A 20,452-nucleotide genomic window follows, 5' to 3' on the forward strand; every position below is an offset into this window, starting at 1 on the left:
TGAAAAGCAGGAAAACAGTATTCGGTTAAAAGAGTGATGGGTGGCAGAATCATTAAAGTAAGTACAAAGTTTTATAGATACCTTATCTGCCATCTGCCGTCTGCCGGGGCATGAATATTCTGAAGTGTGTGGGAATAAACAAAATTGGATTGACAGAAAATATAGAAAAGCGTATTATAATAACAAGAGGTGGGATTTCCCACACAAATGCTTGCGTAGGAGGTGTTGATAATGGAAGCAATGAAAGATTATGTTGCCCATCTGGATAACAAAAAAAGAATTACGCTCAGAGGAGCTGCTTATCAGTATTATAATGTAAAAGAATACGGAAATGGCTGCATTATTCTGGAACCTCGGGAACTGGCAGTGCCAGAGAGCATTTCAGCCAGAACTCTGGCAGATATGGATCGTGCAGTAAGCAATTTTAAAAGAGGCGATGTTTCCCCGGCTATTGACCTGTCAGATTTTTAAAAGGAATGAGAGATGAATTTTAATATACGAATGGGAATTCCTGAAATGCAGGAACTTTGGTTAGATTTGCAGGAGAAATATCGTTCCGGTAATATAAAAAAGAAGGAAGAACAGTTGTATAAAAAATGGGGAAAGGCTTTGAAGCTGTTGTCAGCTGATCCGGGTTATCCGAGTCTTCAAACCCATGAAATAGAGCCATTATCCAGACGTTATGGAATGAAAGTGTGGCAATCTTATCTGGAAAATAAAACCAGTGGTGCAATGAGAATGTACTGGGTTTACGGTCCGGATCAGAAGGATATTACGATTATTGGACTGGAGCCACATCCGGAAGATAAGAAAAATGGCGCATACGACCGAATTTCACTGTCGGATTTGTAGAATAAAACTGAATATGGAATTTAACACGAGCAGTTAGTCTATGAAAAATAGGTTAGCTGCTTTTTTCATGCAAAAAAAGGAGGTGTCGTGTATGGGATATGCACGTAAAGATGTAGAGAAAACAAAGAAAATAGCAAAGAAATTTGTCCGCTATCAGGAAGGGGCAGAGCTTTACAGCATTGGACTGACAAAATTCCAGGAGCTGGCGAAAGAGGCCAAAGCAGTGTATAAGATTGACAAAGTTGCTCTTGTAAACTGTGAGATATTTGAAAAGTATCTGGAGACATTCCGGATTGCGTAGGGAAGAAAAATTGTGGAAGGACGAAAAATAGGGATTGACTTCTTGTCATACGAAAATTACAATGTGGATGTGGAGGAATAAGAACAGATATGGCGAAAATAGGAAGACCAAAGTCGGAAAATGTAAAAAAGAAAGTGTTGAGTATCCGGGTGGAAGATTCTATGTATAAGTGTATCTGTGATTATGCCAGGAAACACAAAATGACTGTGACAGAAGTTGTCTTGCAGGGACTGGAAAAAATATTGAACAGACCTGAATAACATGAAGTCCTTCCTTTATTTGAAGGAGGATTTTATATGGCACAGACAAGAAAAGATCTGCGAGGCAGAGTCTTGCGGAAAGGTGAATCACAGAGACGTTCCGATGAGAGGTATGTATATACTTATACAGATCCACTCGGAAGGCGTAAGTATGTTTATGCACAAGACCTTGTAACACTTCGGGAAAAAGAAGCACAGCTTATGAAAGATCAGATGGACGGTCTGGATATTTACGTTGCAGGGAAGGCGACTGTAAATTTTGTATTTGACCGTTATATGAGTCTCAAAGGAAATCTGAAACCGACAACCAAAAGTAATTATCTTTATATGTATGACCGATTTATCCGGGACACATTTGGAAAACGGAATATAGCGGAGATTAAGTATTCTGACGTAGTGCAGTTCTACAATCACTTGATTGAGAAACAGGAATTGCAGATTAACACACTGGAAACAGTTCATACGTTATTACATCCAACTTTTCAACTGGCTGTGAGGGATGACATTATCGAGTCATGGCAGAATTAAAGAAAAATTTGGGTATGAAAACCGGTGTGAGACATGCACTGACAATTCCACAGCAGAGAGCATTTATGGAATATATTGCCACACACCCGATTTACTATCACTGGTGGCCGATTTTTACCGTTTTTCTTGGAACGGGGTGCCGCATCGGTGAAGTGTTGGGATTGAGATGGGAAGACATCAATTATGAAAAGCGGATTATCAGCATCAATCATAATCTGACGTATTATCCGGTAGGAGAAGACAGGGCATCAGAAAATCACATTTCAACGCCGAAAACAGAGGCCAGTATGCGTACGATTCCTATGTTGGATGCAGTGAAGGATGCTTTTGAAATGATTTGGGAAGAGCAGAAAGAAAATGGCTGGACAGACGCAGAGATTGACGGGATGACAGGCTTTGTTTTCTGTAACCGTTATGGAAATGTAATGAATGCTCAGTCAGTCAATCGGGCAATCAAGAGAATATCTTCTGCCTATAATGCAACGGAAGAGGTAGAAGCTAAGAAAGAGCATCGGGAGCCGGTGCTGTTGCCGGATTTTTCAGCGCACAGCTTGAGACACACATTTTGCACAAGGCTTTGTGAAAGAGAAACAAACCTGAAAATAATCCAGTCGATCATGGGGCATAAGGATATTCAGACCACTATGGATATCTATGCAGAAGCGACAGAAGAGAAAAAACAGGAAACATTTGAACATTTGGCTGCAACAATGGATGTATTTTAAGAAGGGCTTATGAACCCTTTCATCTGACAACAGAAATAACCAAATGACATCAAATTGACAACAGATATGATTTGACAATGATTCATCATGAATGGTGATGAAGAGAAGACAATTTAATAAAAACAGTACAGCGAAGCATCACGAAAGGTAATGAGGAAAAATCAAAAAAATTCCCGACAATGAAGTCTCTGGACGCTGATAAGAAAGCTTCCAAGACTTTCGAAGCTGCTCCTGCAGCTGCAGAAAAGGTTGCTGAGAAGGTCGATTTCTCCAACGTGAAGATCGAGCCGATCTTTGAAGAAATGGTTGATTTCGATACATTTGCAAAATCTGATTTCCGTGCAGTTAAGATCCTGGCATGTGAAGCAGTTCCGAAGTCCAAGAAGCTTCTGAAGTTTACATTAGATGACGGAGAACGCAAGGATCGCGTGATTTTAAGCGGAATTCACGAGTATTACGAGCCGGAAGAACTGGTTGGTAAGACAGCGATCGCTATCGTGAACCTGCCACCAAGAAAGATGATGGGAATCGATTCCGAAGGTATGCTGATCTCAGCAGTACATGAGGAAGACGGTCATGAAGGACTGAACCTTCTGATGGTAGACGACAGAATCCCGGCAGGTGCAAAGCTGTACTAATCCAGAAAAAGGAGTTCTATGGATTCCTAACTGTTTGACTTATGTGTTTAAAAGTAAAATATTGATTATTTTTGAGGAGCATTTTTCAAAAATAAGGTGTATAAAGGGACACTTCTCTTTTGGTAGAAATACCAATGGAAGGTGTCCTTTTTTTGTTGTCAGGCATAGCAATTATTCATTTTGATGATATGCAGAAAATACATCCTTTCACGTACCTGCCAAATAAATTTTAGGAAACAAGGAGGAAGCCATGAAAAAACGAAAAACATCTCGATCAGGATAAGGTTCGAAGGAGAGAAAGGGCGAATTGTGCTGCCAATCGCAATTTTAATTATTTTTGCGATTTGTTATACAATTAGATCTTTTGTGAAGACTAACCTGGGATTAAAAGAAAATATTCTGCATATGATAGGGGGAATAGGGGATTTTGAAATCGGGATTGTCCTTATTGTGCTAAGTCTGCTTATATGGTTTGCTTCGTATAAGTATAGTATGAGCGCTATGAAGAAGAAAGAGTTTTAAGATAGGTGTGGCAAAAATGATCCATTAAAAATAATGATTATAAAGATGTAATAGCTACCAAAAATATGAGAAAAACTTTGTGAAAAAATAGGATTGTGTTTCGTAAGAGTCCCTTGTAAAATAGCGGACAAGGATGAAATAAAAAGGAGATTCTTATGGGAACCAATGAAAAAGATATGACTGCCGGATCCCCCGGAAAACTGATCATAACTTTTGCCATACCAATGATGCTCGGAAATATTTTTCAGCAGTTTTATACAATGGCAGACACCATGATCGTCGGACAAGTGGTAGGAGTTGAAGCACTGGCGGCAGTAGGCGCAGGAGATTGGCTGGTATGGCTGGTGTTGGGGATCATGACAGGTATCACACAGGGTTTTTCTATTCTTGTATCTCAGTATTATGGAGCAAGGGAAAAGAAAAATCTGAAATGTGCAGTGGCGAAAAGCTATATCATGACAGCATTACTGTCTGTGGTCGTACTCGCAGTAAGTGAAGGTACAGTTTATCGTGTTCTTTTATTTTTACATACGCCGGATAATGTCATTGATCTGACAATGCTATATTTGCGGCTGATCTTTGCGGGAATCCCGATCATAGCTGCTTATAATATATTTGCAGCGATCCTTCGGGCACTTGGAAACAGCAGATCTCCGTTGATCGCAATGACAGTGGCAGCAGTGATCAATGTGGGACTGGATCTGTTATTTGTGGCGGTTTTTGGCTGGGGTATAGCCGGAGCAGCAGTGGCAACCGTTATCGCACAGGGATTTTCAGCCTTGTACTGTTTGATCGTATTACGTAAAATCCCGGATATCCGCCTGGAAAAGAAGGACTTTTACAGGCAGCCCTCTATGAGTTTGCGGCTTTTGGAACTGGCGGTTCCTCTTGCGATACAGAATGTGATCATCTCCGTGGGAGGACTTGTGGTACAGTATGTGATCAATGGATTTGGTTTTCTGTTTGTGGCGGGATTTACGGCATCGAACAAGCTGTATGGGGTTTTGGAGATGGCTGCCGTTTCATATGGATATGCTATTACAACCTATGTGGGCCAGAATCTTGGTGCAAAAAAATACCAGAGGATTCGAAAAGGCGTGCGCAGCGGCACTTATATGGCAGTGCTCACTTCGGCTTTCATTTCCGGCATGATGGTACTGTTTGGACGTAATGTACTGTCCCTGTTTGTATCCGGTGAACCGGATCAGACCCGACAGGTATTGGATATAGCATATAAGTATTTGTTTATTATGGCTGTCTTTTTGTGGGTGCTGTATCTGCTGTATGTGTATCGTTCCGCTATCCAGGGCCTGGGTAATACTTTGATTCCGCTTGCCAGCGGCATTGCAGAATTTATAATGCGTGTCAGTGTTGCGCTGCTGCTGCCAAAACTGATCGGTGAAGATGGAATATACTATGCAGAGATCTGTGCATGGAGCAGTGCAGCTGTTTTATTATTCGTAAGTTATATGATCATTATACGGAAATATAAAGAAGTCACCGTTCATACATAATGTTATTTACTTAAGGGATCTATAATAATACAGGCAGAAAATATTCGGGTTTCACTATGAAATGTTCAGATATTTTATATTTGACAAAAAACTATTTATATAAAAAGAAAAGTATGATATTATGATACTTATTCATTGCAACTATGAAAATTGAATAGTCAGAAGGGTGTACAAAGTACTTAATAAGGAATCTGGTGAAATGCCAGAACAGCCACCGCTACTGTGACAGGGACGAAAACCAAAATATCACTGGAGAGATCCGGGAAGATGGTAAGTAGGAAGAACTGGAGTCAGGAGACTTGCCTTTTTGACAGAAGAATTCTGATTCGGATGGGATACAGAAGGAATAAGCTCTGCCTGAGGTAGAGGTTTGTTTTTTGTGCTGATATGATGCTGGATCATATCAGCTTTTTTTATTTTAACCGAATAAACAGATGAAAAATGAGGAGAAATGAAAATGGGAAAAGTAATTGCAAAGCGTTTTATATTTATGATTCCGGTAGTTCTGGCGGTTACATTTATTATTTTTATGCTGAGTTTTATATCGGCAGGTGATGCTGCCAGAGTTCTGGCGGAGAAAAAATACGAGCATCCGTCACCGGAACAGGTAGAAGAAGTACGGCATGAGGAAGGACTGGATCAGCCGGTGCTGGTACAATACGGGAAATGGCTGGATCAGGCACTTCATGGCGATTTTGGAAAATCATATTCTACCAGAAAACCGGCTTTTGATGAATTAAAAAAATATTTTCCACAGACATTTAAACTGGCAGTTACTTCGTTTTTATTGTTGATGATCGTATCAGTCCCTCTTGGGATTTTGTCGGCAATTTATGAAAACAGAGTTCTGGATAAAGTCATTCGCATTTTGTCGTCCCTCAGTGTATCTATGCCGTCTTTCTGGATCGGTCTGATGCTGCTCTATATATTTGGAGTAAAGCTAAAAGTGATTTCCGTGATCGGAGGAGATGCCGGAGGCATCCCGATTCTTGCGGCATTTGCCATGGATATCAGTTTCTTTGGAATTATGACGAGATTGATCCGTACTAATATGATACAGGTGCTGAAGCAGGATTACATACGTGCCAGCAGAGCTAAGGGATTGTCATCTGTAAATGTAATTTTGCGTCATGGTCTGAAAAATATCCTGATTCCTGTGCTTACACGTCTGGTATCAATTGTGATCGGTTTTTTCTGTGGCTCAGCTGTGATAGAAAGTATTTTTTCAATTCAGGGAATCGGAAATCTGGCATTGAAATCCGTGATCTCAAAAGACACTCCGGTGCTGCAATGTTTTATCTTTATTCTGGCTGTTGGCATTGTAGTATTAAATTTTCTTGTGGATATCGCCTATTCTGCGATTGACCGGCGAATCCAGTTAAAGTAAAGGAGAGATCATAGAATGGGAAGCAGAAGAAAGCAGAAAACAGAAAAAAGCATGATCCAGAATCTGTACTGGAAACAGGTATTCCGGTCACCGAAAACAAAAATAGGATTGATGGTGGTCATAATTTTTGCATTGGCAGCTATTTTTGCACCTGTACTGGCGCCGCATGATCCACTGCTTGTGGATGTTTCGATAAAATTAAAGAATCCGTCGGCGGCATATCCTTTAGGTACTGATCAGCTGGGAAGATGTATTTTATCAAGACTTCTCTGGGGCAGCCGGTATTCACTGAGCTACAGCTTTACGGTGCTTCTGATCACCGTATGTGTCGGGGTGCCGATCGGGCTGTTTGCCGGATATGTAGGTGGAAAAATCGATTCCACAATCATGAGGATCATTGATGTATTTATGGCTATGCCGGTCTTTATTGTGGCACTTGCCATTGCAGGAACCATGGGAGCCAGCGGTGCTCATCTGATCCTGTCCTTATCGGTCGTATCCTGGGCAGAATATGCAAGGCTTGCCCGTGCATTGACACTTCAGGAAAAAAATAAAAATTATATGACCGCACTGAAGGCCGGCGGCTGCGGCCACGCAAGGATCATATTCAGGCATGTATTGAGAAATATCCTGCCATCTGTGATCGCACTGGCAACAATGGAAATCGGTTCGATCATTCTGTCAATCGCCGGATTTTCCTTTATCGGACTTGGTGTGCAGGCGCCGACACCGGAATGGGGGATCATGCTCAGCGACAGCAAAAGCTATATCCAGACTTATCCAAGGCTGATGTTTTATCCGGGCATACTGATCATGATCATTGTCCTGGCATTTAATTATCTGGGGGAGGGAATACAGAATGGAACAGCCAAAAAATGATGTTCTAAAGGTAAAAAGATTACATGTGGAGTTTCAGACCTCTCACGGAATGGTACATGCAGTAAAAGATGTCAGTCTGGAAGTAAGGAGAGGAAGGATCCATGCACTGGTGGGAGAAAGCGGAAGCGGCAAGTCAGTTACCTCTCTGACGATCATGAATCTGCTTGCAGGAAACGGAAAGGTGATATCCGGAGATGTGACACTGAACGAAAAGAGTCTTCTGAAGTTATCAGGAAAAGAAAAGCGACAGCTATACGGAGACAGGATCGGAATGATCTTTCAGGATCCGACAGCTGCTCTCGATCCGCTTTTTACAGTTGAACAACTGCTTCTGGAAGGATTGAGAAAACATCGCAGAATGAGCAAAAAACAGGCAAGGGAAGTAGCACTGGAAAGTCTGCGGATGATGAATCTGCGTGATCCGGAAGAACTGATGAAGAAAAAACCTTACGAATTGTCAGGTGGTATGTGTCAGCGTGTTATGATCGCCATTGCCATGTCTATGAAACCGGATTATCTGATCGCAGATGAGCCGACGACGGCGTTGGATGTAACAGTACAGAAGCAGATCCTGGAAGAAATCTATCAGCTATCCAGGAAAGAAAATCTGGGCGTGTTATTTATCACGCATGACCTGGGTGTGGTGGCAGAGATCGCAGATGATGTTTCGATCATGAAAGACGGCGAAATAGTAGAAAACGGAACAGTTGAAGATATCTTTTACCATCCGCAGCATTCATATACAAAAAAACTGTTGGATGCAGTTTTATAGGGGAAAAGTATGAGTACGTTACTAAAGACAGAACATTTAAAAAAATATTATGGCAAGAAAAAAATTGTGAAGGCAGTGGATGATGTAAGTCTGGAAATCCATGCAGGGTCATCCATGGCTCTGATCGGTGAAAGTGGAAGTGGCAAAACTACATTCGGAAAGCTGATCGCCGGTCTGGAGAAACCTACAGATGGAAAATTCTGGTTTCAGGGGCAGGAAATGCAGGGTTTGTCTGAAAAGCAGTTCCGTCCATATCGCAAGAACCTTCAGATGGTCTTTCAAAGCAGCAGCGGAGTATTTGATCCCGGGTATACCATTGGAGAAAATATCCTGGAAATTCTGAAATTACATGAAAAACTGCAAGAGGGAGAGTATGAAGAACGGGTAAAGGAAGCTTTGATCCAGACGGGCCTGGATCCGGATATTCGAAACCGTTATGTTGGACAGATTTCAGGAGGCCAGTGTCAGAGAGCTAATATTGCGAGGGCGTTGGTATTAAGACCGGAGCTTGTGATCTGTGATGAACCGGTATCCAGTCTGGATTATTCCATACGAAAGCAGATCCTGCATCTGTTAAATGAACTGCAGGAAAAATATGAGATGACATATTTACTGATCACTCACGATCTGTCCAACGTTCCATATCTCTGCAAAGAGGTGGCTATTATGTATCAGGGACGGGTGGTTGAGTTTATCGATCATACGGACAGCTTAAAAGAGACTGCAGTACATCCTTATACAAAAGATCTGTTTGATTCCATTCCGGTAAAAGAACCGAAAATGCGAAGAATCGGATCACAGGAAAAGAAAATATTTTCAGATACAATTCCGGAACAGGGCTGTCCATATCAGAACCGGTGCAGAAGATGTACAAATATATGCAAGGAGCATATACCGGAATTGACAGAAATTGCGACAGGACATTTTGCGGCATGTCATATGCTGTAAAATATAAAACAAACACAAAGGAGAGGAAGAAATGAAGAAAAAACGTGTAGCAAAACTGGTAGCATTGAGTATGGTGGCGGCAACCTTGCTGACAGGTGTCAATGTACAGGCAAAAGAGGAAAAAGTAGTTACGGCAATGACATCCATTGATCTGACTCCTGAACTTTGTGACCCAATAAAAAGTGGTCCGGACTTTCGTCTTTATGAAATGATCTATGATCCGCTGGTACGTTATGGAGAAAATGGAGAAATCGAACCTGCATTGGCAGAATCCTGGGATATCAGCGAAGATGGCACAACCTATACGTTTCATTTAAGAAAAGATGTGAAATTCTCAGACGGTACAGCGTTTAATGCAGATAATGTGATGTGGAATTATAACAGATGGGTAGAACAGGATGTGATCGGTAACTTTTCAGCCAAACTGGAAAATGTTACAAAGGTAGATGATTATACTGTAGAATTTAAGTTCGCAGAACCATGCTATACGCTGCTGATCGAATTCAGCTATCCAAGACCATTCCGTTTCACCTGTGAGAGTGCACTGGATGAAGATGGAGAATTTTGTCAGGAAGTGGGTACAGGAATGTGGATGATCGACAGTTATGAGAGCGGTCAGGAGGTTGCCCTAGTACCAAATCCTAATTATTACGGTGAGAAACCAAATATTGATAAAGTAGTTCTGAAACAGGTGGTAGACGGTGATGCCAGAGTAATGGCACTTCAGAGTGGAGAGGCAGATCTGAATCTTCAGGATATTCCATCCGAAAGCTTCAGTATTATCCAGGCAGATAAAAATTTATCGACAGAACAGCAGGTTTCCACACTTTCTTACTATCTGATCGAAAATTATGATACACCGGCGCTTCAGGATATAAACGTACGCCAGGCATTGAATTATGCAACAAATAATGAAAGCATTGTAAATGATCTGCTGGATGGTTACGGCAATCCGGCAACCGGACTTATGTCTCCGACAGTTCCTTATGTAACAGAAGAAAACAGCAAGGGCTATCCATATGATCCGGATAAAGCAAAGGAACTGTTAAAGGAAGCTGGATATGAGGATACAGACGGAGATGGTATTGTAGAAAAAGACGGAGAACCACTGAATCTCAGACTGGTATTTCAGACCGAAGAATATGCTTCATGGAAGTCACTGTGTGAATTCCTGAAATCTGAATATGAGAAGGTTGGCGTGGGTATTGAACTGGTAGAAAAAGAATCTGCAGCTTACTATGATGAGATCTGGAACACCAGAGATTACGATCTGTGCATTTACCGCAGCTATGAAGATTCCTGGATGCCTCATGGATTCCTGAAATCAATGTTCTATGCGGAAGATGGAGCAAAGGCAGTAAACTGGTACGATGAGGAGCTGAACAAAGATCTCGGAGAAGTATTAAAAACACAGGATGAAGAAAAACGTACGGAATTATATGATAAGATCCTTACACGTATCAATGATCAGGCAGTAACAGTGCCGCTGTATTATCCGAATCGTGATTATATCTATAACAATACCAGACTGACCAATGTAGAGCTTGCACCGACTGCCTATGAAGGCGTTAACTGGGCAACACTGGATGTAGTGGAGTAAAAAATGTTTGAAAAAATCGAGAATAAATGGACAGAAGATTCCGGTGATTATGATGATATGATCCAAAAACAATTGAGTAACAAAAGAACGGTATCTCACTGGACAAAAGAACTGAAAAGACTTCTTGGACCTGAGCCCCTTCGTATTTTAGAAGTGGGCTGCGGCCCGGGTTTTATGAGCATCATAGCAGCGCGTCTGGGACATGATGTAAAAGCGATCGATGGTTCATCAGGAATGGTAGAAAAAGCCAGAAGGAATATGCGTCAGTATCATCAGCAGGTGGAAATCTGTGAGGAAGATGGTGTAACTTTGCCATTGGAACAGGAGCAAAGCTATGATGTGATACTTTCCAGAGACGCGGTGTGGACATTATATGATCCGGAAAAAGCTTTCAGGCGCTGGAAGGATGTATTAAAACCAGGCGGAAGGATCATTTATTTTGATGGGGACTATCGGACCATCGAACCCACATTAAAAAATAAGATCCATATGAAAATTGCTGATTTTCTTATTTATGTTACAGAAAGAAAAACATATGGATCTGACGTGAAGGAAAACAGCGGAATTTATGAAAAGCTGCCATTTACATCGCAGAAGCGTCCGGAAGCGGACTTTCAGATATTAAAGAAGGTACGCTTTGCCAGGATCCAGATCAGAGCGAACCGCTGGCTAAACAGACCATGGACGATGGATTTCTGGAAATACGGATATCAGGGAAAAAAATTTATTGTAGTAGCCACAAAGAAGGAGAAGTGACATGCAAAATGATAAGATCAAAGAGTACTGGGAAGGAGAAGCTGGCATTTACAGCGAAGGGATCAAGGCAGAATTGAAAAGTGAAACAGCAGAAAACTGGAAGAATCTGATTCTGGAGTATGCGCCGGAAAAAGAACATCTGGAAGTACTGGACGTAGGCTGCGGGCCGGGATTTTTTGAAATTATGCTGGGAAAAGAAGGACATCATGTGACCGGGATTGATATTACTGAAAATATGATCCATGAAGCAAAGGAAAATGTAAAGGCAGCAGGTTTATCTGCAGATCTGATGACTATGGACTGCCACAATCTGAATTTCCCGGATGAGACATTTGATATGGTTATCTGCAGAAATATCACATGGACGCTGGACGATCCACAGAAGGCTTACAAGGAGTGGCTGCGTGTACTGAAAAAAGGCGGACGTCTTTTGGTATCGGACGCCTGCTGGTATCTGCATCTTTATGATGATGAAAAGAAAAAGATTTACGAGGCACATGATACTGCTATGTGGGAAAAATATGGAAGAGGTATCCATGCTCATGAAGATGCGGAAACAGGGAAAGAGCTCAGCAGTAAGCTGTTTATGAGTGATAAAAAGCGTCCGGCATGGGATCTGGATTACATGATGGAGATCGGCTTTTCCAAAGTGTTTGCCCTGAAGGACATCAGTGATATTTCCAGAACTTCCATGGAACGTGAGCTGAATAAGCTGACACCTCAGTTTTTAGTGGGTGGAGAAAAATAAGCGGACCGGCGTTAAATAAAACGCTGGACCCGCTCCATTGTGGTTTTTAGAATAAAGATATCCGTCAGTACATCACCGGTTTCCAGAGAATGGTTGGCGTTTTGGGTGAGAAAGAGAGGTACATCTTTCTGCGCTGCCAGTTCCCGGATGGAATTGGTTTCGGCCCAGGGATCTGCGGTGCCGTGGAAGGCGATGCTTCCGGCAAGAGGGAAGGAAAAGGTCTCTGCAAGAGGCGTGAACAGGATGCTTTTTACAGTCAGATCGTGTCGGGAAGCATAGGCAGAGGAGATGACTGTACCAATGCTTTTGGAAATAAACAGAATGCTGCCATAGGAATTCCAGTCGATGCTGCCTAAGGAGCGTTCTGTTTGTTCCAGGGCAAGGTCAAAGGCCTGTTTCATTTTCTTCGGATCACCTTTTACATTTTCCGGGAGGGAACCGTAAGATACGGTCTGGATCTGATAACCGTGTTTCCTGGCAAGACGGCTGGTATAGTACAGAAGGGGCTTGTCGGCGGTGTATCCGATGCCTGGAAAAACGACGGCCAGTTTCGGAGCATTTTTATCTGCTTCAGGTATATGTGCGGAGGTTTTTGCATAGAGCATCTGCAGATGGATTTTTTCCTGAAGTTCTCTTAAAGTAATAGAGATTGTGCAGGAGTCAGATGGAAGGTAATCGTAATCAGTGATAATACTGTCTTCTTCCATGGCATAAACCATATGTGAGGAACCCATAAGTTCCATATCTTCTTCAATATCAGAAAGTAATTCTTCGTATGATTTCATTTTCTTTTTCTCCTTATATGAAGTTTTTTCAACATATAAATCGTTTATTTTTACAGATGGTCCTATTATAATGGATTTATTGCAAGACAACAAGGGTTTCACACCAGTGAACAGAACTGGAGAAAAGGAGAAAATATGTTGACGTTGTTATTTATCATATGTATGTTTGGAGTTTTTGGAAAATTATTTTTCTTTGGGTTAAAAGCAGCCTGGGGAATCTCAAAATTCGTACTGACGATTGTGTTCCTGCCATTGATCCTGCTTGTAATGGTGGCAGGAGGCCTGATTTCCATAGCATTGCCGGTACTTCTTGTTATTGGAGTTGTCGGACTGATCGCATCGAAAGCATAAGCAGAGAAAGAGCAGTTAACCTGTAAGCTGGGTTAGCTGCTTTTTTATGGAAAAATGGATGCTTTTGGGACAAAAATTCTGTTGCACAACCATGAGAGATACAATTATAATAAAACCTTATAGGGCAGCAAAATATACCGCAGATTTCCCAAACCATAAAGATCAACAGATTGGAGAAATATATGAGATTAAGAAGTCAATCCGCACGGACTTTATTATACGAAGAAGTAGTAGAAGAACTTTACAGGCTGATCGACGAGAAGCATATCCAGCCAGGCGGGAAGCTTCCGCCGGAAAGAGAGCTGATCGAACAGTTGAAAGTCAGCCGGAATGTTCTGCGAGAAGCTTTTCACGTTCTGGAAACCAGAGGCGTGATCGTTTCCCACCAGGGAAAAGGAAGATTCTTAAGAGAACAGCCAGGCCATGGCTCAGAGAAACGTACAGAAAGTCTCAGCAAAAATCTGGAACGTTATTCCATGCTGGAAGCGTATGAAGTACGTCAGGTTCTGGAAGTAAAAGGTGTAGAGCTGATCATCCGCAACGCTTCAGAAGAGGATATTGATGATCTGGAAAAAGCTTACAAAAAAGTGGAACACACCTACGAAACAACCGGAACCACAACCGGAGAATTTGAACTGCACAAACTCTATGCAGAAAAAACAGGCAGCATGTTTATGACCCAGACCCTGGAGCTGGTACTGAATGCCATTCTGGATATGATGTACGGTCAGTTTTATGATGTGCTGGAAGCCACATCGGAGAAGCAGGAGCTGGAATCCCACCGACAGATCATCGACGCGATCCGCAGGCGGGATACCGAGGCAGCACAGAGACTGATGCATGAGCATCTTCAGGTTACGATGGATATGCTGGAAGAAAATTGATTAAATATGCATTCAGGCAAAGCTGAAAAATAATTAAAAATTAAAAAACCGTTGACGAAAAGCACCTTCGGGTGCTATTCTTTATAAACAAGTGGGTGACCAAGTGAACAAATATTAATTCAAAAAGAATGAATATGTATTCAGACGATAATTCACAATCCAGAAAGAACAGAAAGGAATACACAATGGGAAATTTGAAATGGCCGGAAGGTAAAAAATGTGCGGTAATGTTTACCTTCGACGTAGACGGAGATACCACCTGGGAAAACGGAAACCGTGGACTTCCAAATGGTGAGAAATACATCAAATCCTTATCCGTAGGCCAGTACGGACCGAAGCGCTGCGTGGACCGTATCCTGGATATGCTGGAGAGTTACGGTGTAAAAGCTACATTTTTTGTACCGGGATTAACAGCAGAGCGTTATCCGGAAGTGATTATGAGGATCGCAGAGGCAGGACATGAGATCGGACATCATGGATACGCACATGAGAGATTTGCGGGAAAAACAACAGAAGAACAGATTGAGATCATTGAGAAAACACAGAGGATTTTTAAAGATCTCATTGGTCACGAAGTAACAGGATTCCGTACACCATCCGGTGACTGGGCAAAGATCACACCACAGCTTCTGTACGAGAGAGGTTTTCGCTATTCAAGTTCCATGCGCGGGGATGACAGACCATATCGGACTGTGATAAACGGTGAAAAAACAGATTTTATCGAAATCCCGACGAAATGGGAAGTGGATGATTATGTGGCCATGGCCTATAATATGTATCCGGCAGAGCCGGCAGGCCAGGATCGAATTTCCAGTTATCGCCTGGTAGAAGATAATTTCATGAGAGAATTCCGCGGGCACTACAGAGAAGGACTTTGTATTTCCTACATGAGCCATCCGCAGGTGATAGGATCTCCTGGAAGGATTCAGATCCTGAAACATATGCTGGAGCAGATCACATCCAAAGAGGATGTCTGGGTAGCAACAGGAACAGAAGTTTCAGATTGGTATCGAAGCCATTCACAAGAACAGGAGGAAAAATAAGGATGAAACTGGAAAGACCAAAGTGGCCGGAAAACAAAAAATGCAGCGCCATGATCACCATCAACCTGAATGCGGAACTGTTCTGGCTGCAGTTAGATCCGACCTGCAAAGATATGCCAAAGACTCTTTCTCTTGGCCAGTACGGAATGACAAGAGGTGTGGACCGTATCCTGGAAGTTCTGGAAGAACGGGGAATTCGTGCAACATTTTTTACCCCGGGATGGGTAGCGGAGCAGTATCCGGATAAACTGAAAGCCATTGTTGAAAAAGGCCACGAGATTGCGGCGTTAGGATATCACCATGAACATATGGCACTGTTATCCGAAGAAGAGCAGGAAAGCGCCATCAAAAAAGGAATCCAGGCCATCGAAAAAGTATGTGGCGTTACACCGAAGGGATTCCGTTCCCCGGAAGGCGAGCTGACACTGGATACTTTACGGATCGCAAAGAAAAACGGGCTGGTGTATTCCAGCAATCTCTGCGATGACGACAGACCATACTGGAAAGACCTGGGAGAGGATAAGATCCTGGAGATTCCCATTCACTGGGTCAATTATGATCTTCCGTATTTTGCATTCAACTATCATCCGGCATTTCCGGCAGGACAAGGCAGGATCGCGAATTATACAGGAGTTCTGAATAACTGGAAAGATGAATTTTTCGGATGTCATGAATATGGCCTCTGCTATGTTCTGCAGCTGGACCCGGCAGCCATCGGTGCACCGGGCAGGATCGGACTTCTGGAAGAACTTCTGGATTATATTGAAACTTTTGATGGTGTGTGGTGGACAACCGGTGAGGAAATGTATGAATACTGTCTGAAAAGCAGTCAGGATCGGTAAGAGGGCATACATATAACGGGAAAAGAAGGGAGAGCATTCATGGCTCATATATTTGAACTGGTAAATCAGCTTTTTGCACAGGTAGTTCCGGTGGCGGATTTCCTCTGGGACTTTCCGACAAACATTGATGCATACGCAAACATTCCGATCTTAGGGCAGCTGTCCATTGCATTTCTGCTTCTTCTTGGCGGAAGTTTGTATTTTACTTTACGGTTTGGTTTTGTGCAGGTAAAAGAATTTAAGACAGGAATCCGTCTTCTGACTTCCAAACAGCAGGCAAAAGTTGGAACTTCCCAGCTTGCGGCATTTCTGGTCAGTATGGGCGGCCGTGTGGGAGCCGGAAATATTGTCGGTGTAACCGGAGCGGTAACCATTGGAGGACCGGGAGCAATCTTCTGGATGTGGGTTTCCGCATTTCTGGGAATGGCAACCTCTTTCTGTGAGGCAACACTGGCACAGATCTTCAAAGAGAGAAAAGGCAACGAATACGTAGGCGGTTTTACCTTCTATATCCAGAAGATCTGGAAAAACAAAGCATGGATCGGAGCAGCAATATGTATCATGTATCTGATCTACAACATGCTGAGTATTCCGGTACATACGTTCCATGTATTTACAGCAGTAAGCTCCATTGCAGATGAAGTAACGGGAAAAACAACGCAGGTAACAGATCCGCTGTATTATGTCATTGCTATCGCGATCATCGTGATTATCGCTGTGATCACCTTTGGTGGAATCAAAAGCGTAACAAAATTTTCCGATGCGGTTGTACCGGTGATGGCAGGTTTATATGTTCTGATCGTGTTGGTACTGATCGTTCTGAACATTGGAAAAGTACCGGGATTTTTTGCAGCTGTATTTGTGGGAGCATTTAAACCAAGCGCTATTTTCGGCGGAGCATTTGGTGTTGCTATGGCGCAGGGACTGAAACGAGGACTTTTATCCAATGAGGCTGGTATGGGTACTGCGACACAGGCTTCCTCTATTGCGGATGCCAATCATCCATGCGAGCAGGGATTTATTCAGTCCATCGGTGTATTTGTAGATACGATCGTGATCTGTTCCCTGGCTGGTTTTGTGGTAACTGCAGGTGCCATCTGGAATAATCCGTCCATTGACTGGGATGTGATGAAAGCCAACAAGATCGGAACTTTCCTGACTTCAGTCAAGGAACTGGTACCAGGTGACGGAATCCTGGATGTGATCGTATTTATCATCGTGGTTGTTGCATTTGGACTGTTTGCGTTTACAACACTTCTCTGCGACCTGACTTACACAGAGATCGCTGCAAACAAGATTTCCAAGAATAAGAAATTTATCTACTTTACAAGATGCCTTGGCGCGCTGATCTTTGTTCCACTTGGAACTCTGACTGTACTGTCCGGACTTCAGCTGGATAACCTGTGGTATGTATCTGACCTGATTAATGTAATTTTGATCTTTGTGAACATCCCTACACTTCTGGTTGGAAGAAAACTGGTTACCAAAGCGTACGAGAATTACAAGAAAAATCCAGGCAAGCGTTTTATTGCGTCCGAGATTGGTGTAGAATCGGATGTATGGACTATTGAAGCAGCAAAAGAAAGCAGGTAAAAAATGAAAATAAAAGTGATCATGTCGGACAAGGCCATGAGCCGGGAAACCATGGATGCAAGGGAGCGTATGCTGAAAGCGGCACTTTCTTCCGATGCGGAAGTTTCTGTGGACTGTATCAAAAAAGGCCCGGATGAACTGGACTGTAATACAGACGAAGCTTTTGCGGCAGCGGAAATGGTGAAGGAGAGTATCCGTGCGGAAAAAGAAGGATACGATGCCATTGTGATCTACTGTTTCAGCGATGTGGGGATTGATGCCATCCGTGAAAATGTAAGAATTCCGGTGATTGGTCCCGGAGAAACCAGCCTGGCTGCGGCAAGTATGATCTGTAACCGTTTTACGGTGCTGACTTCGGAGAGTATCAATATTCCGAGAACCTACCGTCGTCTGATGCGAAACGGCATTGCCAGAGAAAAGATGGCAGCAGTCCGGGCGCTGGATATTCCAATCGGGGAGCTGCGCTCCAATCCGGAAGTAACGGAAAAATATCTGAAAGCGGTCTGCAAAAAAGCGGTGGAAGAAGATCATTCCGACGGGATTATACTTGGCTGTCTTGGAATGGCAGGATACGGAGAAAAACTGGAAAAAGAACTTCCGGTGAAGATCATCGATCCGGCATTTCTGGCTGTTGCGTATGCGGAATTGTGCGTAAGAGTTGGAATGAGACACATACCGGCAGTTTATCCGGTTTTTACAAACAGCAGTAACGTAGAATTATAAACAGAAAAATAACAGGGCAGAAACACTTTCCGGCTTAGATCCGGAAGGTGTTTTTTGCATATAAAACAGAGATATGAAACTTGTAAATACCCGATCTTTACGGCATAATAATTCTATGGAATGTTTTGAGGAGGAATGAGTATGAGGAAAAAGATCAAAGGTCTGATCATGATGGCAGTTCTGTTGATCTGCTTTTCAGTTCCGGCAGCAGCGGCAACAGAAAGTTTTCATTTTGAGCAGAAAACTGATTCTGTGCAGGTAGGAAAAACCAAAGAGCTGACAGTTTACAATCATGGAAAAAAAATAGATCCAAAGAAGGTTCGGTGGAAAAGCAGCAATCCAAAGCTGGCAGCCATATCCAATGGAAAAGTTACCGCAAAAAGCTGGGGAAATGTTCAGATTTCTGCTGTTTATGGTGGGAAAAAAATTTCCTGTAAAGTGTATACATATAATCAGATCATATACACAGATTTTACCGGATATAAAACAACCCCGATAAAAACAAAAAAGGGAAGAACAGTACAGCTGAAGCCGGAAAAACATGGAAGCACAGTGTTTTATAAATCTTCGAACACGAAAATCGCAACCGTTTCATCCAGTGGTGTTGTAACACCAAAAACAACAGGAACTGTAAAGATAACCTGTATATCTTTTGGAAAAAACAGATATATCGCATCTGCAAAAGTTGTGGTTGGAGCAGAACTGAAATCCATTTCGACTTCTTCAGAAATTGTAATGAATAAGGGGGAACAGAAAACGCTGAAAGTGACTGTTCATCCAGCAAATGCATATGTAAGAACAATAACTTATGCCACATCCAACAGCGCTGTTACAGTATCCAAGACAGGAAAAATCACAGCAAAAGCTCCCGGCCTTGTGAAGATTACAGTGACGGCAGATGGTGGGAAAAAGATAAAGAATACCATACAGGTATATGTCCAGGACAAAAAGACAGGCACATCCAATACACCGCTGAATGGAAGTACCGGTATGATTCTGCACAGAGGATTAAGTCTGGAAGCACCGGAAAATACACTTCCTGCATTCAACCTTGCAGGGCAGAGAGGCGCGGAGTATGTAGAAACGGATGTACGACAGCTGAAAGACGGGACATTTGTGATTTTCCATGATTCTAATCTGCTTCGTATGTGTGGCGTTGATAAGAAAATTGAAAATCTCACATATCAGGAAGTAAAGAAGTATCCGGTTATTGCGGGAACAAATGCTTCTGCATATAAAAATAATACGATTTCTACACTGGAACAGTATCTGCAGTGCTGTAATAAATATTCCATGACGCCCGTGATCGAAATCAAATCAAATCTGAATCAGAACGGTGTTGCAAAGTTCAATCAGATCATAAAAAAATCCAGAAAAAGTCCAGTTGTGATCTCGTTTAAGGAAGAACCACTGATCATGCTCAGGCAGATAAACAGAACTGTAAGCATACAGTGGATACTCCGGGATCAGATCACCAGTGCAGCGCTGAATGAATGTGTCAGATATAAATTTGACATAAGTGCCCAGTATGGATGTACCTACAGAAATATAATAGCCAAAGCACATTCGAAAAATATTAAAGTCGCATTGTGGCTGTTTACAGATTCCAGTATTGTAGACTGTTATAAAAACTGGGGTGCAGATTACCTTACCTGTGAGAGAATGATGTAAGACGCATCAGGAAGTCCAGCTAATAAATGTCAATAGTTAAATGAAAAAAATTGCTCTTATTTTCTGGCTAAAAAAGGGTAGACGTCCCCCTTGGTGAAAATATCGTTCTTTTGAAAGATATTGATTCGTT

Annotated in this window: 19 protein-coding genes, 2 pseudogenes and 1 riboswitch; of the genes and pseudogenes, 20 read left to right on the top strand and 1 reads right to left on the bottom strand. The window is 42.4% G+C overall.

Annotation, left to right across the window (positions count from 1 at the left end; all coding sequences use genetic code 11):
* Positions 1–231: 231 nt before the first annotated feature.
* The 13 genes and pseudogenes from KQI39_RS14050 (at position 232) to KQI39_RS14115 (ending at position 12,430) form a co-directional block, all read left to right on the top strand.
* Positions 232–471 carry a hypothetical protein gene (locus KQI39_RS14050; protein ID WP_005609451.1) on the top strand — a complete coding sequence of 80 codons (240 nt, stop codon included), beginning with the start codon at positions 232–234 and terminating at the stop codon, positions 469–471.
* A 12-nt stretch (positions 472–483) separates the two neighbouring features.
* The gene (locus KQI39_RS14055; RefSeq protein ID WP_015526702.1) at positions 484–852 is read left to right on the top strand and encodes a hypothetical protein; all 369 of its coding nucleotides are present in this window, start codon (positions 484–486) and stop codon (positions 850–852) included.
* Between the two features lie 91 nt (positions 853–943).
* A complete protein-coding gene (locus tag KQI39_RS14060) occupies positions 944–1,153 on the top strand; it encodes a DUF6462 family protein (RefSeq protein WP_005609464.1) in 210 nt (69 codons plus the stop codon).
* A gap of 296 nt (positions 1,154–1,449) precedes the next feature.
* Positions 1,450–2,666 (top strand): annotated as a pseudogene (locus KQI39_RS17935) (tyrosine-type recombinase/integrase).
* A gap of 170 nt (positions 2,667–2,836) precedes the next feature.
* A pseudogene (gene metG, locus KQI39_RS14070) lies at positions 2,837–3,304 on the top strand (methionine--tRNA ligase subunit beta); the annotation flags it as partial.
* Positions 3,305–3,981: 677 nt separating this feature from the next.
* The gene (locus tag KQI39_RS14080; RefSeq protein WP_216419105.1) at positions 3,982–5,340 is read left to right on the top strand and encodes an MATE family efflux transporter; all 1,359 of its coding nucleotides are present in this window, start codon (positions 3,982–3,984) and stop codon (positions 5,338–5,340) included.
* 147 nt (positions 5,341–5,487) lie between these two features.
* Positions 5,488–5,661: riboswitch (cobalamin riboswitch) on the top strand.
* 136 nt (positions 5,662–5,797) lie between these two features.
* Positions 5,798–6,727 carry an ABC transporter permease gene (locus KQI39_RS14085; protein ID WP_195566828.1) on the top strand — a complete coding sequence of 310 codons (930 nt, stop codon included), beginning with the start codon at positions 5,798–5,800 and terminating at the stop codon, positions 6,725–6,727.
* Positions 6,728–6,742: 15 nt separating this feature from the next.
* A complete protein-coding gene (nikC, locus tag KQI39_RS14090; protein WP_253293198.1) occupies positions 6,743–7,606 on the top strand; it encodes a nickel transporter permease in 864 nt (287 codons plus the stop codon).
* Positions 7,587–8,378 (top strand): ABC transporter ATP-binding protein, encoded by a 792-nt coding sequence (locus tag KQI39_RS14095; RefSeq protein ID WP_195566827.1) that lies wholly within the window; start codon positions 7,587–7,589, stop codon positions 8,376–8,378. Before nikC ends, KQI39_RS14095 begins: the two co-directional genes overlap by 20 nt.
* A 9-nt stretch (positions 8,379–8,387) precedes the next feature.
* On the top strand, positions 8,388–9,326 hold the full coding sequence (locus KQI39_RS14100) for an oligopeptide/dipeptide ABC transporter ATP-binding protein (RefSeq protein ID WP_195566826.1): 939 nt from the start codon (positions 8,388–8,390) through the stop codon (positions 9,324–9,326).
* A gap of 31 nt (positions 9,327–9,357) precedes the next feature.
* On the top strand, positions 9,358–10,926 hold the full coding sequence (locus KQI39_RS14105; protein ID WP_216419107.1) for a nickel ABC transporter substrate-binding protein: 1,569 nt from the start codon (positions 9,358–9,360) through the stop codon (positions 10,924–10,926).
* 3 nt (positions 10,927–10,929) lie between these two features.
* Positions 10,930–11,682, top strand: a complete 753-nt coding sequence (locus KQI39_RS14110; RefSeq protein ID WP_216419109.1) for a class I SAM-dependent methyltransferase — start codon at positions 10,930–10,932, stop codon at positions 11,680–11,682.
* A 1-nt stretch (position 11,683) separates the two neighbouring features.
* The gene (locus KQI39_RS14115; protein WP_216419112.1) at positions 11,684–12,430 is read left to right on the top strand and encodes a class I SAM-dependent methyltransferase; all 747 of its coding nucleotides are present in this window, start codon (positions 11,684–11,686) and stop codon (positions 12,428–12,430) included.
* 11 nt (positions 12,431–12,441) lie between these two features.
* On the opposite strand, the gene KQI39_RS14120 is transcribed toward KQI39_RS14115, so the two are convergent.
* Positions 12,442–13,215, bottom strand: coding sequence for an alpha/beta hydrolase (locus tag KQI39_RS14120; RefSeq protein ID WP_173762898.1), 774 nt, complete (start codon positions 13,213–13,215; stop codon positions 12,442–12,444).
* Between the two features lie 135 nt (positions 13,216–13,350).
* On the opposite strand from KQI39_RS14120, the gene KQI39_RS14125 reads away from it, so the two are divergent.
* The 7 genes from KQI39_RS14125 (at position 13,351) to KQI39_RS14155 (ending at position 20,322) form a co-directional block, all read left to right on the top strand.
* Positions 13,351–13,566: a hypothetical protein gene (locus tag KQI39_RS14125; RefSeq protein WP_173762899.1), complete on the top strand. Its 216-nt coding sequence runs from the start codon at positions 13,351–13,353 to the stop codon at positions 13,564–13,566.
* A 182-nt stretch (positions 13,567–13,748) separates the two neighbouring features.
* Positions 13,749–14,450 (top strand): FadR/GntR family transcriptional regulator, encoded by a 702-nt coding sequence (locus tag KQI39_RS14130; RefSeq protein ID WP_216419113.1) that lies wholly within the window; start codon positions 13,749–13,751, stop codon positions 14,448–14,450.
* Between the two features lie 185 nt (positions 14,451–14,635).
* A complete protein-coding gene (locus KQI39_RS14135) occupies positions 14,636–15,493 on the top strand; it encodes a polysaccharide deacetylase family protein (RefSeq protein ID WP_148448314.1) in 858 nt (285 codons plus the stop codon).
* Between the two features lie 2 nt (positions 15,494–15,495).
* A complete protein-coding gene (locus KQI39_RS14140; RefSeq protein WP_148448316.1) occupies positions 15,496–16,335 on the top strand; it encodes a polysaccharide deacetylase family protein in 840 nt (279 codons plus the stop codon).
* A 39-nt stretch (positions 16,336–16,374) separates the two neighbouring features.
* Positions 16,375–17,928, top strand: coding sequence for an alanine/glycine:cation symporter family protein (locus KQI39_RS14145; protein ID WP_253293199.1), 1,554 nt, complete (start codon positions 16,375–16,377; stop codon positions 17,926–17,928).
* A 3-nt stretch (positions 17,929–17,931) separates the two neighbouring features.
* Positions 17,932–18,651 carry an aspartate/glutamate racemase family protein gene (locus tag KQI39_RS14150; RefSeq protein ID WP_144093952.1) on the top strand — a complete coding sequence of 240 codons (720 nt, stop codon included), beginning with the start codon at positions 17,932–17,934 and terminating at the stop codon, positions 18,649–18,651.
* Between the two features lie 141 nt (positions 18,652–18,792).
* A complete protein-coding gene (locus tag KQI39_RS14155; protein WP_216419115.1) occupies positions 18,793–20,322 on the top strand; it encodes a glycerophosphodiester phosphodiesterase family protein in 1,530 nt (509 codons plus the stop codon).
* Positions 20,323–20,452: the final 130 nt, after the last annotated feature.

The sequence above is a fragment of the Blautia sp. MSJ-36 genome (assembly GCF_018917985.1).
Lineage (GTDB): Bacteria > Bacillota > Clostridia > Lachnospirales > Lachnospiraceae > Blautia_A.